Annotated in this window: 18 protein-coding genes and 1 riboswitch; of the genes, 16 read left to right on the top strand and 2 right to left on the bottom strand. The window is 35.4% G+C overall.

Going from position 1 to position 24,496, the window contains the following annotated elements; all coding sequences use genetic code 11:
- Positions 1-168 precede the first annotated feature (168 nt).
- The 10 genes from arcA (at position 169) to BLV40_RS17915 (ending at position 14,549) form a co-directional block, all read left to right on the top strand.
- Positions 169-1,401 carry an arginine deiminase gene (gene arcA, locus BLV40_RS17960; RefSeq protein WP_026592573.1) on the top strand — a complete coding sequence of 411 codons (1,233 nt, stop codon included), beginning with the start codon at positions 169-171 and terminating at the stop codon, positions 1,399-1,401.
- Between the two features lie 30 nt (positions 1,402-1,431).
- On the top strand, positions 1,432-2,430 hold the full coding sequence (gene argF, locus BLV40_RS17955; protein WP_090692504.1) for an ornithine carbamoyltransferase: 999 nt from the start codon (positions 1,432-1,434) through the stop codon (positions 2,428-2,430).
- 95 nt (positions 2,431-2,525) lie between these two features.
- Positions 2,526-3,941 (top strand): arginine-ornithine antiporter, encoded by a 1,416-nt coding sequence (arcD, locus tag BLV40_RS17950; protein ID WP_090692500.1) that lies wholly within the window; start codon positions 2,526-2,528, stop codon positions 3,939-3,941.
- A gap of 37 nt (positions 3,942-3,978) precedes the next feature.
- Positions 3,979-4,941, top strand: coding sequence for a carbamate kinase (gene arcC, locus BLV40_RS17945; RefSeq protein ID WP_026592570.1), 963 nt, complete (start codon positions 3,979-3,981; stop codon positions 4,939-4,941).
- A gap of 203 nt (positions 4,942-5,144) precedes the next feature.
- On the top strand, positions 5,145-5,834 hold the full coding sequence (locus BLV40_RS17940) for a Crp/Fnr family transcriptional regulator (RefSeq protein ID WP_026592569.1): 690 nt from the start codon (positions 5,145-5,147) through the stop codon (positions 5,832-5,834).
- Positions 5,835-6,036: 202 nt separating this feature from the next.
- Positions 6,037-6,720, top strand: coding sequence for an ABC transporter permease (locus BLV40_RS17935; protein WP_090692496.1), 684 nt, complete (start codon positions 6,037-6,039; stop codon positions 6,718-6,720).
- 327 nt (positions 6,721-7,047) lie between these two features.
- On the top strand, positions 7,048-8,712 hold the full coding sequence (locus BLV40_RS17930) for a glycoside hydrolase family 13 protein (protein ID WP_090692491.1): 1,665 nt from the start codon (positions 7,048-7,050) through the stop codon (positions 8,710-8,712).
- Positions 8,713-8,901: 189 nt separating this feature from the next.
- Positions 8,902-10,539 carry a PTS transporter subunit IIBC gene (locus tag BLV40_RS17925; RefSeq protein WP_026592566.1) on the top strand — a complete coding sequence of 546 codons (1,638 nt, stop codon included), beginning with the start codon at positions 8,902-8,904 and terminating at the stop codon, positions 10,537-10,539.
- 3 nt (positions 10,540-10,542) lie between these two features.
- Positions 10,543-11,334: an endonuclease/exonuclease/phosphatase family protein gene (locus BLV40_RS17920; protein ID WP_090692489.1), complete on the top strand. Its 792-nt coding sequence runs from the start codon at positions 10,543-10,545 to the stop codon at positions 11,332-11,334.
- A gap of 308 nt (positions 11,335-11,642) precedes the next feature.
- Positions 11,643-14,549 carry a YhgE/Pip domain-containing protein gene (locus BLV40_RS17915; protein WP_090692486.1) on the top strand — a complete coding sequence of 969 codons (2,907 nt, stop codon included), beginning with the start codon at positions 11,643-11,645 and terminating at the stop codon, positions 14,547-14,549.
- A gap of 41 nt (positions 14,550-14,590) precedes the next feature.
- Here the strand turns inward: BLV40_RS17915 and BLV40_RS17910 are convergent, their stop codons facing one another.
- Entirely contained in the window at positions 14,591-16,780 is a 2,190-nt protein-coding gene (locus BLV40_RS17910) for a DNA topoisomerase III (RefSeq protein ID WP_090692482.1), read from the bottom strand.
- Positions 16,781-17,063: 283 nt separating this feature from the next.
- A riboswitch (TPP riboswitch) is annotated at positions 17,064-17,173 on the top strand.
- 69 nt (positions 17,174-17,242) lie between these two features.
- On the opposite strand from BLV40_RS17910, the gene thiM reads away from it, so the two are divergent.
- The 6 genes from thiM to ilvA all read left to right on the top strand — a co-directional run bounded on the left by thiM (position 17,243) and on the right by ilvA (position 22,954).
- Positions 17,243-18,052, top strand: a complete 810-nt coding sequence (gene thiM, locus BLV40_RS17905; RefSeq protein WP_090692480.1) for a hydroxyethylthiazole kinase — start codon at positions 17,243-17,245, stop codon at positions 18,050-18,052.
- 15 nt (positions 18,053-18,067) lie between these two features.
- On the top strand, positions 18,068-18,721 hold the full coding sequence (thiE, locus tag BLV40_RS17900) for a thiamine phosphate synthase (RefSeq protein ID WP_090692476.1): 654 nt from the start codon (positions 18,068-18,070) through the stop codon (positions 18,719-18,721).
- A gap of 206 nt (positions 18,722-18,927) precedes the next feature.
- Entirely contained in the window at positions 18,928-20,067 is a 1,140-nt protein-coding gene (locus BLV40_RS17895; RefSeq protein ID WP_090692473.1) for a WXG100 family type VII secretion target, read from the top strand.
- Positions 20,068-20,203: 136 nt separating this feature from the next.
- Entirely contained in the window at positions 20,204-20,719 is a 516-nt protein-coding gene (locus tag BLV40_RS17890) for a hypothetical protein (RefSeq protein WP_139265564.1), read from the top strand.
- Between the two features lie 17 nt (positions 20,720-20,736).
- A complete protein-coding gene (locus BLV40_RS17885) occupies positions 20,737-21,498 on the top strand; it encodes a hypothetical protein (RefSeq protein WP_026592558.1) in 762 nt (253 codons plus the stop codon).
- A gap of 247 nt (positions 21,499-21,745) precedes the next feature.
- The gene (gene ilvA / locus BLV40_RS17880) at positions 21,746-22,954 is read left to right on the top strand and encodes a threonine ammonia-lyase (RefSeq protein WP_026592557.1); all 1,209 of its coding nucleotides are present in this window, start codon (positions 21,746-21,748) and stop codon (positions 22,952-22,954) included.
- Positions 22,955-23,026: 72 nt separating this feature from the next.
- Here the strand turns inward: ilvA and BLV40_RS17875 are convergent, their stop codons facing one another.
- Positions 23,027-24,340 carry an anaerobic C4-dicarboxylate transporter family protein gene (locus BLV40_RS17875; RefSeq protein WP_026592556.1) on the bottom strand — a complete coding sequence of 438 codons (1,314 nt, stop codon included), beginning with the start codon at positions 24,338-24,340 and terminating at the stop codon, positions 23,027-23,029.
- Positions 24,341-24,496 lie beyond the last annotated feature (156 nt).

Here is a 24,496-nt window from a genome sequence, read left to right as displayed (position 1 = left end):
ACAAAATAGGGAGCGAAAAACCTTATAAAAATACAAATATATATTATTTTAAAAAATAACTTGTGAAATATTTAACTTGATAGTGTTAGCGTTTTCACAAAGGGGGAAGCACGTACCGTTTATTATGTACTTGTAGACATCAAACAAATTTAAAAGGAGGTACAACAAATGAAACATCCGATACATGTTACTTCAGAAATTGGGGAATTACAAACGGTTTTATTAAAACGTCCAGGTAAAGAAGTGGAAAACTTAACGCCAGATTATTTGCAACAATTATTATTTGACGATATCCCATATTTACCAATTATTCAAAAAGAACATGATTATTTTGCACAAACATTACGCAATCGGGGTGTTGAAGTTCTTTATTTAGAAAAACTAGCAGCTGAGGCGTTAGTTGATAAAAAACTTCGTGAAGAATTTGTTGATCGTATTTTAAAAGAAGGACAGGCTGACGTAAATGTTGCACATCAAACTTTAAAAGAATATTTACTTTCCTTTTCAAATGAAGAATTGATTCAGAAAATTATGGGGGGCGTACGTAAAAACGAAATTGAAACTAGTAAAAAAACGCACCTGTATGAATTAATGGAAGATCATTATCCATTTTATTTAGATCCAATGCCAAATTTATATTTTACTCGTGACCCAGCAGCTAGTATAGGTGACGGTTTAACAATTAACAAAATGAGAGAACCAGCACGGAGACGTGAATCATTGTTTATGGAATATATCATTAAACATCATCCACGATTTGCAAGTCATGATGTGCCAGTTTGGTTAGATCGTGATCATAAGTTCCCAATTGAAGGCGGCGACGAGCTCATCTTAAATGAGGAAACAATTGCAATTGGAGTATCTGCTCGTACTTCAGCTAAAGCGATTGAGCGTTTAGCTAAGAATTTATTTAGCCGTCAAAATAAAATTAAGAAAGTGCTAGCAATAGAAATCCCAAAATGCCGTGCATTTATGCATTTAGATACAGTATTTACAATGGTCGATTATGATAAATTTACAATTCACCCAGCTATCCAAGGACCAAAAGGAAATATGAACATTTATATTTTAGAAAAAGGACAGGATGAAGAAACTCTTAAAATTACACATCGTACATCTTTAACTGAAGCGTTAAAAGAAGTGTTAGGTTTAAGTGAATTAGTACTTATCCCTTGCGGAGGAGGAGATGTGATTGCTTCTGCTCGTGAACAATGGAACGATGGATCTAATACATTGGCGATTGCGCCGGGAGTAGTTGTTACATATGATCGCAACTATGTATCAAATGCTTTATTACGTGAACATGGTATAGAAGTTATTGAAGTATTAAGTTCGGAATTATCACGCGGTCGTGGGGGTCCACGTTGCATGAGTATGCCGATTGTTCGAAAAGACATTTAGTATAAATAACGAAGAAAGTAGGGATGAATCATGTTGATGACTAAACCAAACTTAAAAGGAAGAAGTTTTCTTGCGGAAAAAGATTTTACAGAGGAAGAAATGTTATATTTTCTAGATTTAGCAGCAGAATTAAAAGAGAAAAAGAAAAATGGTATTCCGCATCGTTATTTAGAAGGTAAAAATGTAGCCCTTTTATTTGAAAAAACTTCCACTCGTACACGGTGTGCATTTACGGTGGCATGTACGGATTTAGGGGCAAATCCTGAATACCTAGGTAAAAATGATATTCAGCTTGGGAAGAAAGAATCAGTTGAAGATACAGCAAAAGTTTTAGGACGTATGTTTGACGGAATTGAGTTCCGTGGTTTCGCTCATGCAACAGTGGAATCTTTAGCTGAAAACTCCGGTGTACCTGTATGGAACGGTTTAACAGATATGTGGCATCCAACCCAAACACTTGCAGATTTGTTAACAATTAAAGAGCATGTCGGACGTTTAAAAGATGTTAAGCTTGTATACGTTGGAGACGGACGGAACAACGTAGCAAATAGCTTGTTAGTTGGCGGAGCGATTGTAGGGATGAACGTATGTATTTGTACGCCAGAATCATTATTCCCAGCACAAGAAATAATCGATACAGCTAAAAAATATAATGATCAAGTTATGGTAACAAGTAATGTAGATGAAGCCGTTGCCGGTGCAGACGTAATTTATACAGATGTATGGGTATCAATGGGAGAAGAAGACAAATTTGCTGAACGTATTGAACTATTGGCACCTTATCAAGTAAATATGGAGATGATTAGAAAGACTGGAAATGATAATGTGATGTTCTTACATTGTTTACCTGCATTCCATGATGTAGAAACAGCGTATGGGGAAGATATATATGAAAAATATGGATTAAAAGAAATGGAGGTAAGTGACGAAGTATTCCGCAGTAAGCATTCAAAAGTATTTGATCAAGCAGAAAATAGAATGCATACAATTAAAGCGGTTATGGCTGCTACTCTAGGAAATATGGAGTAAAGAAGGAAGGAGATCTTCCTTCCTTCTTTACTCCTTTAGACACTATCATTCACTATTGAGTTTATTCTTATTGCAATTAAAGAGAGGTGAGTGTAATGGGTGAAGAAAAGAAATTAGGATTATTTACTTTAACAGCTCTTGTTGTTGGTTCCATGATAGGTGGTGGGGCATTTAACTTAGCAAGCGATATGGCAAAAGGTGCTGGCTCCGGGGCTATTATTATCGGTTGGGTGATAACGGGAATCGGGATGATTGCTCTTGGATTATCATTTCAAAATTTAACGGTAAAAAGACCAGATTTAGATGGCGGTATCTTTAGTTATGCAAAAGTAGGATTTGGTAATTTTATGGGATTCAATAGTGCGTGGGGGTATTGGCTGTCTGCTTGGCTTGGTAATGTAGCTTACGGTACATTGCTATTTTCTTCACTTGGATACTTTTTTCCGGTTTTTGAAGGTGGACAAAATGTAGCATCGATTATCGGAGCGAGCGTATTGCTATGGTGTGTTCACATGCTAATTTTACGCGGCGTACAATCAGCAGCACTAGTAAATTTAGTCACAACAATTGCAAAATTAGTGCCTGTATTTGTATTTATTGTGGTGGGTATTTTCGCTTTTCACTTTGATATTTTCTTGGATGGATTTTGGGGCCAAGCAGGTTCTTTTTCTTGGGGAGCGGTAGGAAGCCAAGTTAAGAGTACAATGCTTGTAACTCTTTGGGTATTTATCGGTGTAGAAGGGGCTGTTGTCTTATCCAGTCGTGCTAAAAGCCGAAGTGATGTTGGGAAAGCAACTGTTATCGGATTAATTGGCACACTTATCATTTATATTTTACTTACATTATTATCTCTTGGACTTATGCAACAAGCAGATGTTGCGAATCTAAAAAACCCAGCTATGGCGTATTTATTTGAAAGTGTTGTCGGAAAATGGGGCGCTATCTTTATTAACTTAGGTTTAGTTATTTCTGTATTAGGTGCTTGGCTAGGATGGACTTTACTTGCATCTGAAATTCCGTATTTAGCTGCTAAAGACGGAGTGTTTCCAAAGTGGTTTGCGAAAGAAAATAAAAACAAAGCTCCTGTAAATTCATTATGGATAACAAATGGCTTAATTCAACTTTTCTTATTAACATTTGTTGTTTCAGATCAAGCATATAACTTTGCATTTTCTCTTGCTTCCTCGGCTATTTTAATTCCTTATGCTTTGTCAGCATTCTATCAATTTAAGTATAGTTTACAATCTGAAGAAAAAGATCGAACAAAAAATATAATCATTGGTTTGGTGGCAAGTATTTATGGAGTTTGGTTAGTGTATGCAGCGGGTTTAGATTATTTATTACTAACAATGACATTATATGCGCCAGGTATTTTCATCTTTTACAATGTTCAAAAGCAAACGAATCCAAAACAAATATTTACTCGTGTGGAACTGGCATCTTCTGTAGCTATTGGTGCCTTAGCATTTTTTGCGATTTACGGATTGATTACAGGAAGTATTACTTTATAAACTTTTGTGAAAATGAAATCAATTGGAGGGTTGAAATATGACACGAAGAAAAATCGTAGTTGCACTAGGGGGAAATGCTATACAATCTGGAAAGGCTACTGCTGAGGCGCAGCAAGAAGCGTTAGAAAGAACGGCAGAGCAACTCGTTAAAATTATGGAAAACGATGTGGATGTTGTTATTGCACATGGCAATGGTCCGCAAGTAGGTAACATTTTATTGCAACAAAAAGCTGCCGATACAGAAAAAACACCGGCAATGCCGTTAGATACTTGTGGTGCTATGAGCCAAGGAATGATTGGATATTGGATGGAAAATGCAATTGAGAAGGCTTTGAAAAAGCGTAAAATAAAGAAAGAGGTAGCAACGGTTATAACACGTGTTGTCGTGGATGAAAAGGATGAAGCTTTTCAAAATCCTACAAAGCCAATTGGGCCTTTCTATACAGAAGAAGAAGCGAGAAAGTTAATGGAAGAAACAAAAGCGGTATTTAAAGAGGATGCAGGAAGGGGCTGGAGACGAGTTGTTCCATCGCCAAAGCCTGTGAGTATTCATGAGCATAAAATAATCAATTCATTAGTAGAAGATAGAAATATAGTCATTGCTGTTGGAGGTGGCGGAATCCCAGTTATTGACTCTGAGGAAGGTTTAACAGGTACTGAGGCTGTTATTGATAAAGACTTTGCAGCTCAAAAGTTAGCAGAATTAGTAGATGCTGATACGCTAGTCATTTTAACTGCAGTTGATTATGTTTATGTGAATTTTAATCAACCTGATCAAAAGAGATTAGAGGCTGTTACAGTTGATGAATTAGAAGGATATATACAGGATCATCAATTTGCAGCAGGTAGTATGCTCCCAAAAATTGAAGCTGCTATAAACTTTGCTAATACAGATCCAAAACGAAAAACAATTATTACTTCTTTAGAAAAGGTATATGAAGCATTAGAAGAAAAGGCAGGTACTATTATTTCTAATCAGGATGCATGTGTGTGTGTATAAATATAGCTCTTTCATTACTAGTAAGTAAAAAAGAATGGAGTTAATAACTTCATTCTTTTTTACTTATGAGTAATTTTTTGATAACTAATGTTCATAAAGTATTCATGATAAGATCAAGATATATAGGTTAACTATGATAAAATAAACTTGAATGCGCTTTCCTGACGTTTCACTCCAACATATAGCAAGAGAGAGGGAGTTCTATGAATAGACGGAATGTAGTTAAAGATCTAAAGCAGTTTGAATTATTTTCGCATGTAACAGAAAAAAAATTGAAAGGCCTAACAGAGTTTGTTTATTGGCGAACTTATAAGAAAGGTCAATTTTTATTTTTAGAAGGTGATTCAAGAGAAAGAATTTATTTCATGCTAGATGGTTTTGTAAAGTTAGAGCGAGTGAATCAAAGCGGGAATTTATTATATGAAGACTATGTAAAACGACTTTCTATTTTTCCTTACGGTGGTATGTTTACTGATGAGAGATATAATTATACAGCTGAAGCAATGACAGATGTAGAAGTATATTATATTCCTACAGTGATTTTTGAAGATATGATGAAGTCAAGCAGAACACAGCTCATGTATGTTGTTCAGCAGTTATCTTCTATATTAACAATTAACGAAAATCGTGTGCAAAATATTACAATTCCCAATGCACAAGATCGCGTCATTCAGACATTAAATTATTTAATGAACGATTTAGGTGAGCAGAATGGTCAAGAGATTGTAATTTCATGCCCGCTCACGACAATTGAAATTTCCAAAATATCTGGAACTTCTCGAGAGACTGTGAGTAGTGTATTAAAACAGTTAAAGAATGATAGTATTGTTACGGTTTTAGGTAAAAAAATTACAATACATGATCCAACTTATTTTGAGGAAATTTCGATGTGAAAACTGCATAATAAATAGTAGATAAGAGAAGTGTTATTAAAATAGTAAAATTACATATTAATTCTCTTATTCGTATTATATATTAATAAAGTTCTTTATATATTTATAAGGAACTTTTTTATGTTATTCCCTATAAAAAGATTGTATATTCCGATAATTTTAGCTAAAATCGATAATAAAAAACAAGGGGAAGGGAGAAAGAATGATTCGGATTGAATATGATCGATTAGTAGCTATTTTTTATAGTATTGGAGTATTACTATTAATAAAAATACCAAACGACAATGAATTAATCGGGGAAAAACTATTTCATACATATGGAATTCCAGTAGATACATATATTTATATGGGGTATAAGATTTCGAATATCTGGATTTGTTCTTTAGTACTACAAGTAATTTCTTTTCTATTTCTTATAAAATGGTTAGAAAAGAATGATTCGAATTGGTTAAAGAAGCTTAATAAAATAAAAGTAGTGTGCATAAGTAGTTTGATTATAATGATGCCATTTACTTTGAATAAAGTACTTCAAACCCTTGATAAAACATGGCACTATACAGGAAAAAAAGGACTAGAGGCAATTGAATATAAAAAAGAAGATAGTCAATGTAAGATGGAAAAAAAGGGAGAGCATTTTAAGCAAAATTGCGTCGTCACTTTAAAAAATTATCGTAATCATTCACAATCGTTACAGCTAGTTCTATATCAAGATGAAAACAAGAAAGTGAAAAGTTATCAAGTGCCAACACCTGTTTATTTACAGCGCCATGAAACAAAGAAAGTTGAATTTCAAATTCCAGTTGGCAATGGGGAGACTGTATTAGAAAATAAAGTACCAAATATCGAATTGCAGTTATTGAATGAAAATCATAAGATATATAATTAGCTTAGTATAACAAGGGGATTTTTGGGAGAAATAATTAAAAATGAAAGAGATAAGAAAACTTTAATCATCCAAAATGTTACGGGAAATCGGACATAAATTGGATGATTTTTTATTTGTGCTTATATTCATGAGAAAGGAGAGTTAAAAATTTGGAGCAGTATAAAAAATGTGTAAGGTCAATCAGAAGAGAGTATTGTTTCTTAATAAAAAGTAGATATTTAATAATGAGATAAAAATTCTCGTTGCAAACTCCTCATATTTTGTTATGATAGTGTTACGAAAACGTTTGCATAAATTTCCGAAGGGATGCAAAAGGAGAGAACTATTATGAATAAAACATGGTGGAAAGAAGCTGTTGCTTATCAAATTTATCCACGTAGCTTTATGGATTCTAACGGTGACGGTATTGGAGATTTACAAGGCATTATTGCAAAGCTTGATTATTTAAAGGATTTAGGAATAGATGTAATTTGGATTTGTCCAATGTATAAATCACCGAATGATGACAATGGTTATGATATTAGCGATTATCAAGACATTATGGATGAGTTTGGTACAATGGCTGATTTTGATGAATTACTAGATGAAGTGCATAAGCGTGATATGAAGCTTATTATTGATTTAGTGATTAACCATACGAGTGATGAACATCCGTGGTTTGTTGAATCACGTTCTTCTAAAGATAATCCAAAACGTGATTGGTATATTTGGCGTGATGGTAAGGATGGAGAAGAGCCGAATAACTGGGAAAGTATTTTTAGTGGTTCTGCTTGGGAATATGATGAAGTAACAGGCCAATATTTCTTACACATATTCTCACGTAAACAACCAGATTTAAACTGGGAGAATGCAGAAGTCCGTGAAACCTTATATGATACTGTAAACTGGTGGTTAGATAAAGGAATTGATGGTTTCCGTGTAGATGCAATCAGTCATATCAAAAAAGAAGAAGGTCTAAAAGACATGCCAAATCCAAAAGGCTTAAAGTATGTTCCTTCTTTTGATAAACATATGAATGTAAATGGAATTCAGCCACTTTTAGAAGAACTTAAGGAAAATACATTTTCAAAATACGATATTATGACTGTTGGGGAAGCCAATGGTGTCAAAATTGAAGATGCAGACCTTTGGGTTGGAGAAGAGAATGGTAAATTCAATATGGTATTTCAGTTTGAGCATTTAAGTTTATGGGATGCAGAAAAGAAAAAAGAACTTGATGTTGTGGAACTGAAAAAGGTGTTAACAAAGTGGCAAAAAGGATTAGAGAATAAAGGGTGGAATGCACTTTATATTGAGAACCATGATAAGCCGCGTATAGTCTCCACATGGGGAAATGATAAACAGTATTGGCGTGAAAGTGCAACGGCTTTAGGAGCAATGTACTTCTTTATGCATGGAACACCATTCATTTATCAAGGTCAAGAAATTGGTATGACAAACGTTCAGTTCCCGAATATTGAAGATTATGATGATGTAGCAATTAAGAATTTATACCGCGAGAAAATTGCTGAAGGTGTACCTCATCAAGAGATGATGGAAATCATTTGGGCGTCTTGTCGTGATAATTCACGTACACCAATGCAATGGAATAATGAAGAAAACGCTGGTTTTACAACTGGTACACCGTGGTTTGGAATGAATCCAAATTATAAAGAAATTAATGTTCAAAAACAGCAAGTAGAGGCTAATTCTATTTTTAATTTCTATAAAAAGATGATTGCACTTAAAAAAGAGCATGATGTATTTAATTATGGAACATATGATTTAATCTTAGAGGACGATTCGCAAATTTATGCGTATACGCGTACGTTAAATGATGAGAAAGTTATTGTAATTAGTAATATATCTAAAGAGAACGCGGTGTATAATGAGGATTCATTCGCACTGGAACGCAAACGTTTGCTCTTAAATAACTATGAAGTAACAGAACATAACAAATGTACTACAATTACTTTAAAACCTTATGAAACAAGGGTTTATCGTATTTCTTGATAAAAAAAGATGCTCTCGTAGCATCTTTTTTTATGAAAAATAATAAATTTATATTGCAATGTGAAAACGCTTTTATTAAAATAGGTTTATGAAAACGTTTGCGTTAAAAAAGAGGTATCGTTTTCATAAAAAAAGAAATTATTATCTATATCATTAGGGATTTTATAAATAAGAGGGAGGAAGAAACAGATGAAAATTACGTCTTTTGATTTTTGGCAAAAGTTCGGGAAAGCATTGCTAGTTGTTGTAGCTGTTATGCCAGCTGCTGGTCTAATGATTTCCATCGGTAAGCTAATTGGCATGTCTGCTGGGGATGTAAATGCAGTACATACAATTGCTAGAGTAATGGAAGACATCGGTTGGGCAATTATTACAAACTTGCATATTTTATTCGCAGTAGCAATTGGGGGATCCTGGGCGAAAGATCGGGCAGGTGGTGCATTTGCAGCGCTATTAGCATTCGTCTTAACAAACCGAATTACAGGAGCTATATTCGGTGTGAACGCTGAAATGTTAGCGGATTCAAAAGCGAAAGTTTCTTCATTATTAGCAGGGGATTTAATTGTAAAAGATTATTTCACTTCTGTACTTGGTGCACCAGCATTAAATATGGGAGTATTCGTAGGGATTATTACAGGGTTCTTAGGGGCTACCTTATACAATAAATATTATAACTATAATAAATTACCACAAGCGTTAGCATTCTTTAATGGAAAACGATTTGTACCATTCGTTGTAATTGTTTGGTCTACAATTACTGCTATTGTTTTATCACTTTTATGGCCATTCATCCAAAGTGGATTAAACGAATTTGGTCGTTGGATTGCGGCATCAAAAGACAGTGCACCAGTTGTTGCACCGTTCGTATATGGTACATTAGAGCGTTTGTTATTACCATTTGGATTACATCATATGTTAACGATTCCGATGAACTATACAGAGCTTGGCGGAACGTATACGATGTTAACTGGAGCAAAAGTTGGTCAGGTTGTAGCAGGACAAGATCCGTTATGGCTTGCATGGATTACTGATTTGAATAATTTATTAGCAAATGGTGACACAAAAGCGTATAACGATTTATTAAATAATGTTGTTCCAGCTCGCTTCAAAGTTGGGCAAGTGATTGGTTCAACTGCATCATTAATCGGTATTGCGTTTGCAATGTTCCGTAATGTTGATAAAGATAAACGTGCAAAATATAAACCAATGTTTTTATCAGCTGCATTAGCAGTATTTTTAACAGGTGTAACGGAACCTATTGAATTTATGTTCATGTTTATTGCACCGGTATTATATATTGTATATGCAATTACAACAGGACTTGCATTTGCATTAGCAGATCTTATTAACTTACGTGTTCATGCGTTTGGATTTATTGAATTGATTACACGTACACCAATGATGGTTAACGCAGGATTAACAAGAGACTTAATTAACTTTGTAGTTGTCTCAGCAGTATTCTTCGGTTTAAACTTTACATTATTCAATTTCTTAATCAAGAAATTCAATTTACCAACACCGGGTCGTGCAGGTAACTATATTGATAACGAGGATGAATCAGAAGAAAGCACAACGAATGTAAAAGAAGGCTCATTAGCAACAAAGGTTATTGATTTGTTAGGTGGGAAAGATAATATCGCTGATGTAGATGCTTGTATGACACGTCTGCGTGTAACAGTAAAAAATCTAGATGTAGTTGCACCAGAGGCACAGTGGAAGCAAAACGGAGCTTTGGGACTTATTGTAAAAGACAAAGGTGTTCAAGCAGTATACGGTCCGAAAGCTGATGTGTTGAAATCAGACATTCAAGATATGTTAGGTGCATAATAAATGAAATTACTTACTTTAAACTGTCATTCTTGGCAAGAAGAGAATCAAATAGAGAAAATAAGACATCTCGCTAAAACGATTCAAGAAGAAGATTACGATGTTATTGCCTTGCAAGAGGTCAGCCAGTCTATAAAAGCTCAAAATGTATGCGGTAATAAGAAAAAGGATAACTACGGCCTTGTATTACTTGCAGAGCTTGAGAAGTTAGGCTTAAGAAATTACAATATCGTTTGGGATTTCTCGCATATTGGTTATGACATATATGAAGAAGGTTTAGCTATCATCACGAAACATCCGATTGTGAAGCAAAGTTCTTTCTTTATATCAGAAAGTAAGGATATCTCTTATTGGAAAGCAAGGAAAATTGTTAGTGTAACAATCTCTTATAAAGGGAAGAATATAACATTGTATTCTTGTCACCTCGGCTGGTGGAATGATGAAGAAGAGCCGTTTCAGGACCAAGTAGATTGTTTAATCAAGAATGTGAATGGAAATGAACTTTCATTCTTAATGGGTGATTTTAATAATAATGCTCGTTTGCAAGGTGAAGGATATGATTACCTTATGCAAAAAGGGTTTTATGACACATATGAGTTAGCTTTGAAAAAAGATGAAGGAACAACTGTACAAGGGAAAATTGCTGGTTGGGATGAAAATAAGCAGAACTTACGAATTGATCTTATTTTAAGCAACAAACCAACAACAGTTCTTTCTTCAAAAGTTATTTTCAATGGTGTAAATCGAAATGTTATTTCAGACCATTTTGGAGTAGAAGTTCAGTTGGATATATAATATAGAAGGAATCCTCATGGCCATGTAAGCGCTATGAGGATTTTTTTTTCTGCAAATACAAGTATTTCCAAGATAAAATACTTGTATTTCTTATGACATTTCCTATATATTTGTTATTACTGAATGTAAAACCGATTTGGTCATTTTGTATGAATACTTTATCGGTTTCGTTATATAATGAAGTAAGTAAAAGATTTTTGGAAAATAGTACACTTTCTTTTAATCGACAACGAGGAAAATGATATAATTGCAAAATGCATGCATCATTTTCTAAAGAAGGAAAAATATATAATTAGGTGATAGCTTATATGAAACAGATATGGCGTATTTATACGACGGACTTACGGAATGTAGCCAAACATTGGGCTGCGATTGTAATTGTAATAGGGCTTATGATTTTACCATCTTTATATGCATGGTTTAACATTAAAGCTTCATGGGACCCATATGGGAACACGAAAGAGATCCCGATTGCAGTTTCTAACCAAGATGTTGGATCGAACCTACGAGGAAAAGATATTAACATCGGGAAAGAAATTATAGATTCACTTAAGAAAGACAAGAATTTTGGTTGGAAATTTGTTGATGAAAAGCAAGCGATTTATGGAGTAGAGCGTGGAGACTATTATGCAAGCATTACGATTCCAAAAGACTTCTCTGAAAAAATTACAACAGTCATTAGCGATAATCCACAAAAACCAGAGCTGAACTATTTTGTAAATGAAAAGGTTAATGCCATTGCACCGAAAATTACGGCAAAAGGTGCATCAGGTATAGCAGAAGAAATCAGTAAAAACTTTGTTAAAACAGCAAATGGTGAGATTTTTAAAATCTTCAATGACCTTGGAATCGATTTAGAAACAAACTTACCAAGTATTGAAAAAGTAAAAGATCTTGTGTTTAAGCTAGAAGCACAATTCCCGGAAATGTATACACTTGTGAATACAGCATTAGATGATGCTGGTAGAGCGCAAGACCTTGTGAAAGTTGCGCAAGAGGATTTACCGGTTGTGGAAAGTGTGATTAATGATGGACAGGAAACATTGGGGAACTTAGATAAGTTCTTTGCGAACAATGACCAAAGGTTAAAAGATGCGCCTGGAGCAATACGAAGAGACTTAACTGTAGTGAAAGATGGTATGGATAAGGCAACAGCCTTTACTAATTTCTTAATGAATCCAGGAGTTGACTTGAATCTTCCTGATTTTTCACAGTTACCTACACTCCCAGAGTTTCCGGCATTGCCACAACTCACATTGCCGGAGATTCCTAAATTGAACACTGAGGGATATAAAAACATTGCGGTCAATATTAATCAAACTGTGAACAATGTCTTGAACTCAGCACGTACAGGAACCGCATATGCACAAAGTGTAATGGATGGGTTGCAGAATGGGAAAATTGATCCAGAGATAGCGAAGAAAAATATCGCAACTATTTCTAACAATCTCCAAACTCATATAGATAATCTTTCTTCAATAATTACTATGATGTCTACACTTCAGCAGAATGCAACAACTGATTTCGGTAAGAAGTTTTTTGGGGATAGAGTAGCACATTTAACAGCTATTAGAGATGGTCAACAAGACTTGAACAATCGATTTAAACATCTTAATGACCTAATTAGTACAGGTCAAGAAGTAAAACAAGATGTGAAAGATGGAATTAATCAAAAGCTAAATGCAGTAAATGGTTTAATTGATCAAGCTGAAAAAGATTATAACGAAACATTTGTAGCAGATTATCAAAAAGCAGTTAGCACATCAGAGCAACTTAAAAATCAAGCTGGACAGTTGAAAGATGACGTAGAACAAGGTAAAAATAAGATACAAAGCGATTATGAGACAGCGAAGTCTCAATATAATCAGTTTAGAGATAGCGTTGCAAGTATTCAAAAAGCAGCGGAAGACCTGCAAAATAAAGGTATCAACGGCTTAGATTCAACAAAAGTCGCTTTAAATAGTGTAAACGGTCAATTCCAGTCAGGTATTGCGATGATTAATGATATGATTCCTGTTCTTGAGAGTGCGAATAAGGTTTTAGCTGATGTAAACAGTGATAAAAACCTTGATAATGGAATTGCAAAATTAAATAAAGCGAAAGATATTATGCAAAAAGGTAGTGATGCAGCGAATAAAGCCATCACACTCATTAACAATGGGCAACAACCTACAAAAGATGTAATCGAAAGCATTAACGCAGCATCGAAAAATGGTTCAGCACAATTAGGAGACTTCTTAGCTCGTTACGATTCAGAAATCGTTCCAAGCTTTAACGCAGCAATCGCTCGTACGAAAGAGATGTCAAAAAATACATCTAAAATCTTAAACGACGCAGATAAAAAGCTTCCAGATGTTAAAAAACTGCTAGAAGATTCATCGAAAGGCTTAGTAGAAGGTACAAAGAAAGTGGAAGATATTAAGGCAGAAATGCCAGCTGCTGAGAAGAAAATTAAAGAATTAGCAGATAAGATTCGCCAATTTGAGTCGGAAGAGGATGTAAAAGACATCATCCGTTTATTGAAAAATGATGTTGAACAGCAAAGTGATTATTTTGCAAAACCAGTAAATTTAAAAGAAAATAAATTATTTGCGATGCCAAACTACGGTTCGGGGATGTCACCATTCTATACAGTGCTTGCATTATGGGTAGGGGCACTTTTAATGGTTTCATTATTAACAGTAGAAGTACATGAGCCAGGCGCAAATTATAAGAGTCATGAGATTTACTTTGGACGTTTCTTAACGTTCTTAACGATAGGTCTTGCACAGGCATTTATTGTAGCGATGGGAGATATTTTCTTACTTGGTACGTATGTAGTTGATAAGTTTTGGTTTGTTTTATTCAGCTTATTTATTGGTGGAGTCTTTGTTTGTATCGTGTATTCACTTGTTTCTGTTTTTGGAAACGTTGGGAAATCGATGGCAATCATTCTACTCGTACTACAGGTGGCTGGATCGGGTGGAACATTCCCAATTCAAATGCTTCCAAAATTCTTCCAAACAATTTATCCATTCTTACCGTTCACATATGCAATTAGCGCGATTCGTGAAACAGTGGGCGGAATGCTTTGGGATATTGTGATAAGAGATCTTCTCGTATTGAGTGCCTTTGTGGTAATTATGCTTGTACTTGCACTCGTACTGAAAACACCGATTAATAAATCGAGTGAAAAATTCGTTGAGAATGCAAAAGGAAGTAAAATCATTCATTAAAAATAAGAGGTTCCTACTGAAAACGGTAGGAACCTTTTTGTTTAATCAAATTTTAATTTCTTTAACGCTTCTGCAAGTGCATTATTTAATGGCTCTTCTTCTTTTTGTTGCTGTTTCATATATTTTTGAACGTCGCGTTTATCTGCTTTATTACCTGATTCTTTCTTACGACGTTCTTGGAAAGTGGATAACTTTTCACGATATCCGCACTTACACGCGAAAATTTGGCCAGCACCTTCACCACGTAGTTCTAATTTTTTCTTACATTGTGGGCAACGGGCATTTGTCGTACGAGATACATTTTTACGATGTCCACATTCGCGGTCTTGGCATACGAGCATTTTGCCCTTTTTACCGTTTACTTCAAGCATTGGTTTACCGCAGTCTGGACAAGACTTCGTTGAAATGTTGTCATGTTTATACTTTTTATTGCTCGCTTTAATTTCAGTAACAATTTCTTTCGTATAGCTTTTCATTTCAGCAATGAATACTTCTTTTTTTAATTTACCTTTTGCGATCGCTTCAAGTTTTTGCTCCCATTCACCAGTTAGTGTAGGAGATTTTAGTTCTTCCGGTACTAAATCAAGTAGCTGACGGCCTTTTGATGTAATGTGAATATCTTTACCACGTTTTTCAATTAAGAATGAATTGAATAGCTTGTCGATAATATCAGCTCGTGTGGCTACAGTACCTAATCCACCAGTTGACTTTAATGTGTCAGCAAGTTGTTTGTTTTGCGTATCCATGTATTTTGTTGGGTTTTCCATCGCTGAAAGTAATGTTGCTTCATTAAAGCGTGCAGGTGGTTTTGTTTGACCCGATGTTTGTGCAATTAGTTTTACGTTTAATGTATCGCCTTTTTCAATACGAGGTAAAATTTGCTCTTTTAAATCTTCACCTGCATCATCATCCTCAAATCTGTTTTCATATACTTCTTTCCAACCAGAATGTAAAATTGTTTTACCGCGTGCGACGAATGTTTCATCACCAATTTTTGTGCGTAATGTTAGTTGTTCATATTCGAAGGCTGGGAATAAAACTGCTAAGAAGCGCTTTACAACTAAATCGTAAATTTTGCGTTCCTTATCTGTGAAAGCTGAGAAATTCACATAGCTTTCCGTTGGGATAATTGCGTGATGATCGCTTACTTTACTATCATCAACAAATGCCTTAGAAACTTTTATAGATTTATTTAAAACCTTATGAGCTAAAGGACGATATTCTCCTACTCCACACGCTTTTAGACGTTCTGGAAGTGTTCCGACAATATCCGATGAGATATAACGTGAATCTGTACGAGGATACGTTAATACTTTGTGCTGCTCATACAATTTTTGCATAATATTTAGCGTTTCTTTTGCAGAGTAACCAAAAATTTTATTCGCATCACGTTGTAGCTCTGTTAAATCATAAAGACCAGGAGCAAATGATTTTTTCTGCTTTTTCTCAATGTCAACGACAGTAGCATTGTGCTTGTCGAGTTTTTTCACAACGGCATCGACTTTCTCTTTATTAAAGCTACGACTATTGCCTTTCGCATCTTGCCAAGTTAGCTTTAATTTGCTAGCTGTTTGAGCTTCAATACCATAGTATGCTTGTGCTTTGAAGTTTTTTATTTCATCTTCACGACCTGCAATGATAGCCACAGTAGGTGTTTGTACACGACCACAGTTTAGTTGAGCATTAAACCTTGTAGTTAATGCACGTGTTGCATTTAGGCCGATGTACCAGTCAGCTTCTGAACGAGCGACAGCTGAAGCGTATAAATTGTCATATGCTTTACCTGGTTTTAAGTTTGCGAATCCGTCTTTGATTGCTTTATCGGTAACAGATGAAATCCATAGACGTTTGATAGGTTTATTAATTTTAACTTTATCAATAATCCACCGGGCGACTAATTCCCCCTCGCGACCTGCGTCTGTAGCTACAATAATTTCATTTACATCTTTTCTAATCAGTTGACTTTTAACGGCATTAAACTGTTTGCCAGTTTGCTTAATCACTGTTAATTTCAAACGTTCAGGTAGCATTGGTAAATCTTCTAGATTCCACTTTTTGTATTTTATATCATAGCTTTCTGGGTCTGCTAATGTAACGAGATGCCCTAAAGCCCAAGTAACGATATATTTATTACCTTCAAGATAACCGTTACCTTTTTTATCACACTGTAGTACACGTGCAATATCACGTGCGACAGAAGGTTTCTCAGCAATTACAACACTTTTTGCCATATTTAAAACATCCTTTCAAATTTCCATAAGTTAAATATAGCATACATCCTTTTTTGATTCAGTTATGTTGAAGATTCTAACCCTTTGTTAGTCATTAAATACTCTACATCTTTGAATAGTAGGGGGATGTTTTTCGTTTTTATGGAAAAGTATCAAAGCGTGTTGTGGCGAAGTGGTGGAAGTGATAAAAGATGATGTGCCAAAATATCTTTTTAAATATAAAGATAAAAAATATACAAACTTGTTATTTTATTAGAATAAGAGTAGACTCTGAATTAGATGAATAAGAACACATGGGAGTTTGCGGATGCAGACTGAGAGTACGACTAATCTGTCGTTGACCATTAGAACCTGTTGGATAATGCCAGCGTAGGGAGAGTGTAACAGCACATGTTCAGGCACTTTGCATACGCAAAGTGTCTTTTTGTGTATCTCCCACTATTAAGTTAGGAGATGAAGAGAATGAATATACAAGAAATCGCAAAAGTAGTGGAAACAGTAAGAGGGGCTAATCCTCTTGTGCATAATATTACAAATGTCGTTGTGACAAACTTTACAGCCAATGGCTTACTTGCATTAGGAGCATCACCTGTGATGGCGTATGCAAAAGAAGAAGTGGCAGAAATGGCTAGCATTGCAGGAGCGCTCGTTCTAAATATGGGTACGCTTCGTCCTGAAGAAGTGGAAGCGATGCTCATTGCTGGAAAATCTGCAAATACACATCATGTACCAGTATTATTTGATCCAGTTGGCGCAGGGGCTACTTCTTATCGAACAGAAGTAGCAAGATATATTCCGAGTGAAGTGAAATTAGCAATGCTTCGCGGAAATGCAGCGGAAATTGCCAATGTAATTAATGAGAAATGGGAAATTAAAGGCGTCGATGCTGGAACTGGAAACGGTGATGTTGTAGGAATTGCGAAACAAGCAGCGGATGAACTAGATACAGTGGTGGTGGTTACTGGAAAAGAAGACGTTGTAACAGATGGTGAGCGAACAGTTATCATTCGTAACGGCCATCCGATTTTAACGAAAGTTACAGGAACAGGCTGTTTATTAACTTCTGTAATGGGAGCATTCGCAGCAGTTGAAAAAGATTATGTGAAAGCGGCAGTTGCTGCATTAACATTTTATGGTGTAGCAGCAGAAATCGCTGCAAGTAAAACGGTAGAGCAAGGCCCAGGGAGTTTCCAAATTGAATTTTTGAATCAGCTAGCTAATGTTACTGCAAATGATATTGAACAATATGGAAATATTCAAGAGGTGCAATAAGAAGGGGTGAAAGAAATGGTATGTATTGATCAACAACAAATGTCCAAATTATTGCAAGTGTATTTTATTATGGGAAGTAATAACTGTGAAAGAGATCCATTACAAGTAATGAAAGAAGCGTTAGATGGCGGAGTAACGCTTTTCCAATTTCGTGAAAAAGGTGAAGGAGCTTTAGCTGGAGAAGAACGAGTGCATTTTGCTAAGCAGCTACAAATGCTTTGTAAAGAATATGATGTACCTTTTATCGTGAATGATGATGTGGAATTAGCAATTGAATTAGATGCAGATGGTGTTCATGTCGGCCAAGATGATGAAGGAATTACATCCGTTCGTGAAAAAATGGGAGATAAAATTGTTGGGGTATCTGCCCATACGATAGAAGAAGCGCGTTTTGCGATTGCAAACGGAGCGGATTATTTAGGAGTAGGGCCTATCTTTCCAACAAGCACGAAAAAGGATACAAAAGCAGTACAAGGAACGAAGGGGTTGCGTCATTTTAGAGAGTCAGGAATTACGATCCCAATTGTTGGGATTGGTGGAATTACAACTGAAAACGCCGCTTCTGTTATAGAGGCAGGGGCAGATGGAGTGTCCATTATTTCAGCGATAAGTTTAGCAGATTCACCTTATGAAAGTACGAAGAAACTTATGGAACAAGTAAATAAATAAGAAAGAGAAAGCAGCTTAAAAAGAAATAAGCTGCTTTTCTTATATAATAATGAGCTATTTTGAGAGCGCGAGTGTCATTTTAATACATATATGAAATTGTATATCATTACATTATTCCTTTTTATGGAAATGCAAAAAATGGTATGATATAATCGGTTTGTTAAAACTGATTATTCTATCTTTTTCGAAAAAAGGTGATTGCCAAGATGACAAAAATTATAGTAACACCAGAGAAATTATATCAGTTAGCAAAGAAGATACAGGAGTTTGCTTACTTTATCGAACAAACAGATGGACACCTTCGAAGTTCGTATGCCCAAATACAATGGGAAGTAAAGGTAAGGAGTCGGATTGAACATGAAATGCAACAAGCTTCTACTGTGGCTAAAAATATTAGTAAGCAATATTATGAGCTCGGAGATAAACTAAGACAGAAGGCTGAAGAGTTTGAGAAAGCAGATAGAGAAGGGGCACTTTCACAGCAGAAAAGTAAGGGCATTTCTAATTTAAATGCAGATAATGCGTTAGGTTTAGGGAAATTATATAAAACATTAAGTGGTGCCTACTATAAAGTGATTATACCTGGATATGGTTCAATTGCGAAAGGCTTAAAGATAAAGCCGGATGCTGTGAAGGGAAAAACATACTTATATGGGCAAAAAAGACCATTTACTGGATTTTCAGATGGAGGAAAATTAAAGAAAAGTGCAGGGTTTTTTCTAAAAATAGTAGATAGGCAGTATTTAGGGTGGAAGAAAACATCTGGTTTAAATGGGACAAGATATAACTATGATAATACAAAAGTAGGAAAATATTATAGTTTGGGAAATGGTGTGAAAGGTGCGTTAAAAGAAAGTTTTGATGTAACGAGTCTGTTTAAAAAAGGTAAAAGTGTAGAAGCGATAAAAAATATTATGAAAGGGAAAGGTTTATTTGGGACCTTATTAACTGTAGGTGGTACAACAAAAGAATATTTGTCTAATGGAAAAGGCTTACTAAGTACTGAATATGCATCTGCACTTACTGTGGATTTAGGCAGAGCAGCCGTATCTGTAGCTGCTGGGGCAGCTGCAACTGCAGCATCAGGTGCCTTGATGGGGGCAACAATTGGCTCTGTAATTCCAGGGGTTGGAACAGCAGTTGGTTTCTTGGTTGGTTTAGGTGCCAGTTATATCCTATCTTCTGGAGGGGTAGGAAACTTTATAGATAATACTGTTAAAAAAGGAGTAAATGATTTTCTAAAAGGTTCATCAGCAGTTATAAAAAATGTTGGAAATTCGATTTCAGATAAAGTAAAAGGAATTGGAAATTCAATTGGAAAATCCGTAATCTCAATCTTCTCTTGAAAGATTTATATAACGTATATAGGGAAGTGAAAATTTGAACACAAAAAAAGATATAAGGCTATATAAAGGGATTTATTATAGTGTTTTTTTTCCGTTCGTTTTTGGGTGTGCATGTTTAGTTACATGGCCGGATAGTATGTTATATGTTATTTCTGGCTTGCTTTTAAACTTTTTGTTAGCTGTACTTTCTTATGTATTTAAGTGGGAGAAGTATTTAGGTTGGCGAATTTATTTTGGTATTATTCAGTTTGATTTATCTTGCATATTTACTTTGATGGCAACGTGGTATAGATGGGGAAGTATGTGGGAAATTGGTGTTGGAATGGTAGGGTGTTTTCTGATATGTAAAATAATAGGTTATAAATTCCGGGAAATTATTTTAAAAGAAGCAATAAATCCTAAAACAGTAATTGGAAAAATTATTTATGGATTAGGTTTTTTAGGGGGTGGGACTGCAGGGTTTGCGGGACATTTTTTAAATACAGAGCTGCAGGGAAGATACGGAGAACATGTAGGCGGTGGAATTGTATTAGGAATATTATCGGTGGGACTTTTATTACTCTCAATGTTTTTTCAAGCTACACATTATAAAATTGATCATCCGAATTTTGATGCTTTTGGAAAGGGCAATCCAAAATTTAATGGGTTTTAATTTAGGGAGGGAGAAATTTGATTAAGCATGACATTATAAAAATAGATGATGCATTAAAAAGTAATCCAGATAATATAGAAGAAATTGTACAGCAATTATTCGAAGGGGATTCAGTGGAGAATCAGTCTTTAAGACCAGAGGTTGTGCGAGAAGTTAATTATCTATATGAAAATGTATGGATGGGTTTATTTTGGTATTTACACCGATACACAGGGGAATGGATTCAAGCAGAACCGTTAGTAGAAGAATTAAATGAAAAAGTTCAAGAGGCTGAATCATTAGAAGAAGCGGCAACAAATGCGATATATATATTACAGTCATGGGGAGAACAAGTAGTATTTGACTTTATGGGAACGCTCTGCATGCTAGAAGCAGATTTGGTGACAAGAGACGGAGAAATAGATGAATTATTACATATTATTCGAACTTTTGAAGGTAGTTATTCAGGGTATGTGAGAGAAAGAGAAAAACAGCTTGTAATGGCAGTAGATGAAGATATTCAGCCAGGTATGGGGTATTATATTGCACAACCAATTATTCAAGAGGCACCTGCTTTTGCTGTTTGGGTTCAAGCGGTTTTACAAGTTGCCTTAGACCAAAGAAGAGGTCTAATTAAAGACGCTCTTAGTTCTATATCTTTTAAAAGAGGCAGCTATGAAGAATTTATATTGAAAATCTCAATGGCAATTCAAGGAGTCATTGAAGATACAGCTTTATTATGTGGTTATATTGCGGTAAAGGTTTTTCAATTACAAAGGTACTATACATTTCATATTTGATGTATGTAGTTTTTACAGAAGTAAGGGTTTTAGCAGGAATTTTGGTGCATTAATATTCTTATCTTACATTTTTTTTGGAAAACAAGGCGGTGAAGTGAGAGATTGATGTTCAACAAAATTTTAATTCATGAGATAGAAATAGTCAGGGGAAGCAATTCCACGGATTAAAGTTTTACTTTTCAGCATAAAAACATTGGTGCCGCTCAAACTAACGTGTATGAACATATATTGTTTCGGAGGTGACAACATGATTTCTTTACAAGACATTATAGCTGCTCATGAGAAAATGAAAGGCATTGTACATATGACACCACTAGATTATTCAAGTACATTTAGTGAATTATCAAAGAATGAAGTGTATTTAAAACTGGAAAATTTGCAAAAGACGGGTTCTTTTAAGGTGCGTGGTTCTTATAATAAGATGGTTTCTCTTGATAAAGGTGAAATGGAGAATGGAGTCATTGCTGCGTCAGCTGGAAATCATGCTCAAGGAGTCGCCTATTCTAGTAATATGCTTGGCATTCCTTGCACGATTGTGATGCCAAAAGGTGCACCGCTTAGTAAAGTGTTGGCGACGAAGCGATATGGTGCACATGTGGAATTACAAGGGGATGTATTTGATGATGCTTTAGCTTATGCGCTAGACTTGAAAGAACAAACGGGAGCGAAATTTGTTCATCCGTTTGATGATGAAGCGGTGATTGCGGGTCAGGGTACCGTAGGCTTAGAAATCTTGCAGCAGCTTGATGATGTAGAAGCTGTTATTTGTCCTATTGGAGGCGGGGGCTTAATCGCAGGTGTTGCGATGGCGATTAAAGAGCAAAAGCCATCGGTGAAAATATATGGTGTACAAGCACTTGCCTGTCCAGGTATGAAGCAATCTATCGAAGAAAAGAAAGTAATTACAGTAGAATCTTCACCAACTATGGCAGATGGAATCGCGGTGAAAAGGCCAGGAGAGCATACTTTTCAGCTTGTAGAGCGTTACGTAGATGGTATTTTTTGTGTGGATGAAATGGAAATAGCGCGAACGATGCTAATGCTACTTGAACGCAATAAGCTATTAGTAGAGGGATCGGGTGCTAGTTCATTAGCGGCTTTACTTTATCAAAAAGTACCTGTGAAAGAGAAGAAAGTTGTGTCAATATTAAGCGGAGGTAATGTCGACGTAAACTTCATTACTCGTATTATTGAACATGGAATGGTTGAAGCAGGGCGATTCGTTCATATTGCAACGATGATTAAAGATAAACCAGGACATTTGCAACACTTACTGGAAATTGTAACAAGTTTTGAAGCAAACGTGTTGCATATTCATTTAGAGCGGATTGGAACAAAGGTATTCCCAGGTTATGCGCAGCTTCATTTATCGCTAGAGACGAAGGATAAAAATCATATTGAAGAAGTATTAAGTGGGATAGAAAAGAAAGGGTATAACGTAGAAATTATTGAATGAAAAATTTAAACAAATGTTTGATTAAATGAAAAAGCACAAACTTTATTCGAAAAAAGTTTGTGCTTTTATATGTTAAAACATAATTGAAATGAGTAGCATTCCAATTCCGATGGAGGTAAATGTTGCAACCAAACCAGGAATCATAAAACTATGATTTAATACATATTTACCAATACGTGTTGTTCCTGTGCGATCAAAGTTAATCGCAGCAACAATTGTTCCGTAGTTCGGAATGAAGAAATATCCGTTTACTGCAGGAAACATCGCAATAAGAAGTGCTGGTGAAATACCAAGTGATAATCCGAGTGGCACTAACGCACGTACTGTTGCTGCCTGACTATACAGTAAAATAGATAGAATAAATAATGCAATAGCAAATAACCATGGTGCACTTGTTACTAAGTGTTGAATCGATCCTTGAATCGTATTTAAGTTTCCGTTGAAGAATGTGTCTCCCATCCAAGCGATACCGAAGATTGCAACAACAGCTGTAGCGCCTGCTTTAAAGACATTACCAGATACAATACTTTCTACATTTGGTTTACAGAAGATAATAATAAGAGCAGCAATTGTAAGCATAACCATTTCAATTGTATTTGGCATTGAAAGACGAACTAATTTTCCATCTACCATCCATCCTGGACGAAGTGCTTCGAATGAACCAAGAAGGACAACAAAAAGTGTAGCGAATAAGAAAAGAATAACAGATAACTTGGCACCTTTTGCACCGATAAATTCTTTCTTTTCTTCAAGTTTCGGAATCATGCCTTCTTTCAATCGTTTTAAGTATTCTGGGTCTTCATTTAACTCTTTACCCATTTTGCTTGCAACGAAAGCAGCTAGCATGCAAGCGATAAAAGTAGAAGGAATACTTACTTTTAAAATATCTAACAATGTAATTTTATAATCAGCTAGCATCGCTAATAGGGCCACAGTTGCAGCTGAGATTGGGCTTGCTGTGATTGCCTGTTGTGAAGCGATTACGGCAATGGACATTGGGCGTTCCGGTCTAATTCCTGACTCTCGTGATACTTCTGCGATAACAGGAAGTACAGAATAGGCAACGTGACCAGTTCCAGCACATAACGTAAATAAATAAGTTACAATAGGAGCAAAGAATGTAATGCGCTTTGGATTTTTACGTAGTGCTTTTTCTGCGAGATGGACAAGATAATCCATTCCACCCGCAGCTTGCAGGGCACCCGCAGCTGTAATGACTGCTAAAATCATCAGCATAACGTCAATAGGAGGAGCTGTTGGTTGTAAGTGGAAGACAAATACGAGTATTGCCATACCAACTCCGCCCATTACTCCTAGTCCAACTCCACCAAGGCGTGCACCGATAAAAATACAGAGAAGCAAGGTAAGAAATTGTAGCCAAAACATGATAAACTACCTCCGAAATTCATATGGTAAGATATTTTTGAATAATTTAAATTCAACTGATAATTATTAAATTAAACAAAGAGAAAGTTGTTATATAAACCTTTTTTATTATATAACACGTAAAAAGTAACATTCACTACATTTTGTGACATTATT

This window comes from Bacillus sp. 166amftsu (genome assembly GCF_900107445.1).
GTDB lineage: Bacteria > Bacillota > Bacilli > Bacillales > Bacillaceae_G > Bacillus_A > Bacillus_A arachidis.
Note: the sequence above shows the minus strand (reverse complement) of the source record. Positions and strands in the feature narration are given on the sequence as shown.